Genomic DNA, 5,491 nt, shown 5'->3' on the forward strand with positions numbered 1-5,491 from the left:
TGGTCTTCCGCGTGCAGGGCAGTCTCGGACGCGTGCGCGTGGCCGCCGTCGATGATGTGGTCAGGGATGGCCTGCTTGAGTACAACCTCGTCATTGGGGTTGATGGGCATGGTTGATCCTTTCGATCCGGGGAAGATCTAACTCGGGTGGGTTAAGAAGAAGTGAGATGCGTGTCGCGGTGACTCGCAGCGGCGGGGGTCAGAAAACGGACCAGCCGGTAAGGTCGGAAAGATCGGCGAGCGCTGCTGTTCCGGCCAGGGAGTTCCCCTTCGCATCGAGCCGTGGGGACCAGACGCAGATGGCGCAGACACCGGGGACGATGACCAGGATCCCGCCGCCCACCCCGCTCTTTCCGGGTAAACCCACGCGGTAGGCGAACTCACCGGCGGCGTCGTACATGCCACACGTCAGCATGATCGAACCGATGCGTTTCGCCTCGCTGGCGGACACCACAGTTCCGTGTGTTCCCTGGCCATTGCGGGCAAGGAAGAGTCCGGCCCTGGCCAGTTCCACGCAGGTCATCATGATGGAGCACTGCCGGACGTAGTTTTCCACCACTGACTCCGCGGTCTGCTGCAGGTTGCCGAAGTCCTTCAGGAAGTGGGCCAGTGCAAGGTTCCGGCTGCTGCCGGCCAGCTCGCCGGCAGCAGCCGCCTCATCGATGTAGGCTCCTGTGCTGGCCGCCTGGGTGGCGAGGAACCGCAGAAGCCGGGTGGCGGCGTCGGGCGTTTCCTTCATGAGGTGGTCTGTGACAACCAGGGCCCCGGCATTGATGAAGGGGTTCCGCGGGATGCCGTGCTCCACCTCCAGCTGGACCAGGGAATTGAACGATGTGCCAGAGGGTTCGCGCAGCACACGGGACCACAGCGACCCAGACCTGTCGCCCTGGAGCGCCATGGCCAGGGTGAAGACCTTGGAGATGCTCTGGATGGAGAAGGGGACCTCAGCATCACCTGAGCTGAACACCTCGCCCGAAGCGGTGGCGACGGCGATGCCGAACCTGTCGAACGGGACCGCTCCGAGGAAGGGGATGTTGGCCGGGACAGATCCTGCTTCGCGCTGTGGCCTGTGGCTGCGGACGATGTCGTCTAGGATCGGTCCCAACGGCGGTGCCTTGAGTGCTGTGGTCATGTGGTGCCCAACTGTTCCTTATGTGTTCCGGCCCATTCCTGGATATGGAGCAGGGCAACGAGCGTGTCCCGCGGGTTGCCCAAGGCCAACCCGGTCACGCGGGATGCCTTGCTGATCCGGTAATAGACAGTGTTTTTGTGCAGCCGCATCCGCCGTGCGCACTCGGCGACATCAAGGGACGCTTCAAAGTAGTTCCACAGGGTCTCCGCCAGTTCGCTGTCCTCATTCAGCAGCCGGGAAAGGCTTCGGTGGCGAAAGGTGGAGGAGGAGAAATTCCTGACGGCCTCGCGGAAAAGGATCTCGCCCTCGAAGTCGTCGATGGTGGCCACTGACGTGTCCTCGGATGAGCCCACGCAGCCCAACAGAGCCTCGGTGATCCGGGTGATCGAGTGGATGGACAGCAGGTCCGGGACCACTGGGCCCACCGCTGCGAAGGGTCTCATACCCAGGTGTTTGCCGGCATCCCGCACGATCGATTCGGCCAGGCTCCGCAACCCGGTTTCAGCTGCCGAGGACTGCAGGCCCGGCACAATCACGGCGGTGTCGCCGTTGTATTGCCCCACTATCGCGGAGGCCTTGTACGCAGCTGCGTGGATGGATGCCAGGTTCGCGAGTTCGCCGTGTTTCAACGCGGCGTCGTCCGCTTGGGCATCGGCATCCGATATTCCTATCAGGATCAGCGCAGCAGGGCGGTCGGCAGGGATCTTCTCGCTGTGCGCACTTGCCGCAGCCTCCGCCGGGCCTGAAAGAATCCGCACGATTCGGTCTTCGCGCATGTGGACGGACTGCTGGTTGCGGTACCGGATGAGCTCGGCGGAGGCCCGCGCCGCCGATCCGGTGAGCACGTAGTCAACGTCGGCGCCGAAACCGGCGCCGGTTTCCTGCAGCCAGATGTAGCCCATGATCCGGTCCCCCGCGAAAAGGGTGATGGCCACGCGTTCCCGCAGCCCGTCCTGTGGCCGGGCCGGTACACGCACCGGCAGCCGGGTCCTGTGCAGTTCGCGGTAGGCGCCCAGGTCCTTCAACAGCAGCTCGTATTTGCGCGGGCCGCGCCGGGCGAGGATGGAGGCCTTGCGGAGTTCGTCGATGTCGTTCGAAACGGTGGAGTACGCCAGCACTTTATTGGCGGCATCTTCGATGAGCACGTGGCTGGACGTGAGCCGGGCCGTGGTCTGGGCGATGGCAAACAGGTCCTCTTCCAGCAGCGTCAGCACTTCGTGCTGATAGCTCGGTGGCTGGATACGGTCCTTGGCAATGGACAGCAACCGGTCCCAGTCGGCTCCCGGGTCTACCAGGAGCAGGCCCGTGCCGGCATCCCGAAGCAGCTCTTCAGCTTCTGCGAGCTCTGCGCGCTCCCCCTTGACGGCGACCACCCGCGGCGGGTTCCTGAGGAGCCGCCGGAGGGCAGGCAAAGCCGAGCGTCCCCGGACGCCGATCAGCAGGACAAAGGCCGCCCCGCCGTCGGCGGTTTCATCATCGGCATCCACGATCAGGAACCGTTCGATCGCCCCGTCCGCCGGGGCCGGACGAAGGATAAGGCTGGCGAAACCCAAGGGGACATCCGAGAGGATGTCGTCCACCGTAACCGCTGCCATCGGTTTCCTTCTGCTTGGAGCTGGCCCGGACGGCTCTGTCCGGTCACCTCATGCTATCCACGCAGGAGGCGCAAAATATGTAAGAGAAACCAAAGGCAGTGGCAGCTTTTCGGGCAGCCGGCCAAGCCTGGAAGCCTGCCGGGCCTCTATGGCCACATGGCGGGGGTGACTGATCGGCGGTCCTAGGGGGTACTCGCAGGCACTCCCACGCTTTTCCGCGCCCGGATACCGTCGTTGATGTGGACCACGGGACGGCCCTCAGCCGTCCTTCCCTCATCACGTACAGGAGCATCACCCATGGAAAAGCGCACCCTCGGCACCAACGGCCTGGAAGTCTCCGCCATTGGGCTGGGCTGCATGAGCATGACCGGCGGTTTCAGCGCCACCCCGGACCGGGCCGAGATGATCTGCCTGATCCGCACCGCCGTGGACCGCGGCGTCACGTTCTTCGACACTGCGGAGATCTACGGTCCCTACATTAACGAGGAACTGGTGGGTGAGGCCCTGGCCCCGTTCAAGGGCCAGGTGGTGATCGCCACCAAGTTCGGCTTCGACATCGACCCCGCGGAGCGCAAGCCCCGGGGCGGTGTCAACAGCCGGCCTGACCACATCAAGGAAGCAGTGGAAGGATCGCTGCAGCGGCTTGGGGTTGATGCACTGGACCTCTACTACCAGCACCGGGTGGACCCCGACGTTCCCATCGAGGACGTCGCGGGGGCGGTCAAAGAGCTCATCGAAGCCGGGAAGGTCAAGCACTTCGGCATGTCCGAGGCCGCGGCGGCCACCATCCGCCGCGCCCACGCCGTCCAGCCGGTGACCGCCGTCCAGAGTGAGTATTCGCTCTGGTGGCGGCGTCCTGAGGAGGAAGTCCTGGCCACGTGCGAGGAGTTGGGCATCGGGTTCGTCCCCTACAGCCCGCTGGGCAAAGGCTTCCTCACCGGCACCATCAACGCGTCCACCACCTTCGAAGCCGGCAACGACATCCGCAGCACCATCCCACGGTTCACCCCCGAAGCCCTCGCGACCAACCAGGCCGTGGTGGACCTGCTGACCAGCATCGGCGAGCGCAAGGGAGCCACCCCCGGGCAGATGGCATTGGCTTGGCTGTTGGCCCGGAAACCGTGGATCGTGCCGATTCCGGGCACCCGCAAGCTGCACCGGCTCGAGGAGAACCTCGGCGCCGCCGACGTGAGGCTCTCCGCCGCGGAACTCACCGAGATCAACGACGCCGCAGACAGGATCACCGTCGAGGGCGGCCGGTACAGCGAGGCCGCGGAGCGGATGACCAACCTTTAGGCACCCGCCTCATTCCAATGTCATGGGCCGGGTAAGAAAAACTCGTTGACAGGTGGAACGGCCAGCCCTAAGTTTTGAAAGTCAACGGCGAACGGTCTCCACTGTCAGTCACATGACGGCGTGCCATCTCAGGGAAGCATCGCTTCTTAGCAGTGGAGGTAATCCGATGAACCGAAAGTCACCTGCCAGCCTTGCCGTGGTGGCAAGTATCGCCGCAACCCTGTGCGGCGCCCCGGCGGCAACCGCCGCCCCGGATTTTTCCCAGGATTTGCCGGCTGGTCTCGCCTGTGCCGGATTTGACCTCCGGGTGGAAGGAGCAGATTCCAAGAGACATTACAAAGAGTTCGAAGACCGCAACGGAAACGTCGTGAAATCCATCGAAGCCGGCAAGGGCTACACCCTGACGTTCACGAACCTCACCACGAAGGCCTCCATCACCTTCGAGTCGAATGGGTCGGTGAACAGAACGACTTACAACGCCGACGGAACGTCCACAAGCTCAGTCACTGGCCACAACGTCCTCATTTTCTTCCCTACGGACGTACCCTCCGGGCCTTCCACGACGCTGTACCTCGGGCGGGTTGTGTACACCGTCACTACAGAAGGTGTCTGGACCCTAGAAAGCACGGCGGGCCAATCCGTCGATATCTGCGCCGCACTGCGTACGCGCTAAGCCGCATCACGGCCTTTGATTGGAAGCCCCCACACGAGTTGAACTCCAGCGCGGGGGCTTCCGAGGCTTCGGGTTGGGAAAGCAAGCCAAGGCCGTAAATCAATGTACGGGCCGCCCGTGGCGGTAACGCCATCTGGGGCCATCGCCCAAAATCTTGAGGGAACCTTGAGCTGCGGGGCGTCCGGAGGCGGACAGTCGGTCAACTCACCCCGCCGGACGCAGCGAGGTAATCATCCGCTTGATGTCCGCGTACTCCTCGGTTTCCGCGTACTTTTTGGCCTGCTCCACATAGGGCAGGGACTCCGCCCCGGGCGTCACGTTGTTGTCCGGGCTGAAGAACGCGCCGAACATGGCGGCGGTGGGCGGCCAGGTGAAAAAGTGGAAGATGGCGCAGGTCGAGTCCCCGGTGGGCGGCTGCATCGTGGTGATGCCATAGGCCGCCGCGGGAGTATCGGCAGGTCCCGGGGCTGCATCGTTACCGCGGGTCTCGTAGACGTACCTGGGTGCGGCTCCGTCCTGCGTCAGGGCCGGCAGTTCCTGCGACTCCAACACTTCGTACGGGTATTTCTCCATGCACGTTGAACCCGTCGCCATGTTGGTCCGGAGCGTCGCCAGCGGCTTGCCGGCCGCGTTGGTCACCTCGGCGAACGCCCCGCCGCCCTCGGGCAGGTCCCCGGCGGGGTCCCGCACGCCCCAGGCTGCCGGGTGGTCGAAGGTCAGCTCACCATCCGAGGTGGTGAAGCTTGTCCAGGATTCCGACGACGGCGCGGTACCGGTGGCACTGGACGTCACGGCG

5 protein-coding genes are annotated in these 5,491 nt (G+C 64.3%); 2 read left to right on the forward strand and 3 right to left on the reverse strand.

Annotated features, from left to right (window positions below; all coding sequences use genetic code 11):
- Nucleotides 1-198: 198 nt before the first annotated feature.
- Together DBR22_RS12365 and DBR22_RS12370 are read right to left on the reverse strand one after the other, a co-directional pair.
- A complete protein-coding gene (locus DBR22_RS12365; RefSeq protein ID WP_108599262.1) occupies nt 199-1,131 on the reverse strand; it encodes a glutaminase in 933 nt (310 codons plus the stop codon).
- Entirely contained in the window at nt 1,128-2,726 is a 1,599-nt protein-coding gene (locus DBR22_RS12370) for a PucR family transcriptional regulator (RefSeq protein ID WP_108599263.1), read from the reverse strand. Before DBR22_RS12370 ends, DBR22_RS12365 begins: the two co-directional genes overlap by 4 nt.
- 297 nt (nt 2,727-3,023) lie before the next feature.
- Here DBR22_RS12370 and DBR22_RS12375 point away from each other — a divergent pair, with 297 nt between their 5' ends.
- Complete coding sequence (locus DBR22_RS12375; RefSeq protein WP_108599264.1) at nt 3,024-4,022, forward strand: aldo/keto reductase; 999 nt, start codon at nt 3,024-3,026, stop codon at nt 4,020-4,022.
- A 166-nt stretch (nt 4,023-4,188) separates the two neighbouring features.
- On the forward strand, nt 4,189-4,695 hold the full coding sequence (locus DBR22_RS12380) for a hypothetical protein (protein ID WP_108599265.1): 507 nt from the start codon (nt 4,189-4,191) through the stop codon (nt 4,693-4,695).
- A gap of 204 nt (nt 4,696-4,899) precedes the next feature.
- Here DBR22_RS12380 and DBR22_RS12385 read toward each other — a convergent pair.
- Nucleotides 4,900-5,491: hypothetical protein (locus DBR22_RS12385; RefSeq protein ID WP_108599266.1), on the reverse strand; the 592-nt coding region annotated here is incomplete at its 5' end.

It is taken from the genome of Arthrobacter sp. HMWF013, from assembly GCF_003061105.1.
In the GTDB taxonomy this organism is placed as follows: domain Bacteria; phylum Actinomycetota; class Actinomycetes; order Actinomycetales; family Micrococcaceae; genus Arthrobacter.